A 235-nucleotide genomic window follows, 5' to 3' on the forward strand; every position below is an offset into this window, starting at 1 on the left:
GCTTGAACCCTTCAGCTCGGTGCGGTTGGAGGCCGACCGCCTTCCAGATCCGCCCGATAGTGGTGGGGCTCACTCCGCTGCGCTGCGCCATCTTGGCGCGGCTCCAGTGGGTGGCATGGGCCGGTGTCGACTCCAAGGTGTCGACCACCACTGCCTCGACCTGCACGGCGGTGATCGACGCGGGACGTCCTGGGCACGGCTCGTCACCGAGCCCGTCGAGACGATCGGTGACGAA

The 235-nt window shown here is 68.1% G+C and carries 1 protein-coding gene; it reads right to left on the bottom strand.

All coding sequences use genetic code 11. From position 1 onward, the window contains the following. Positions 1-235, bottom strand: a 235-nt coding sequence (locus AC0I8G_RS26220; RefSeq protein ID WP_471732544.1) for a helix-turn-helix domain-containing protein, incomplete at both ends; no start/stop codon positions are given.

The organism is Kineococcus sp. AC630 (assembly GCF_979255925.1).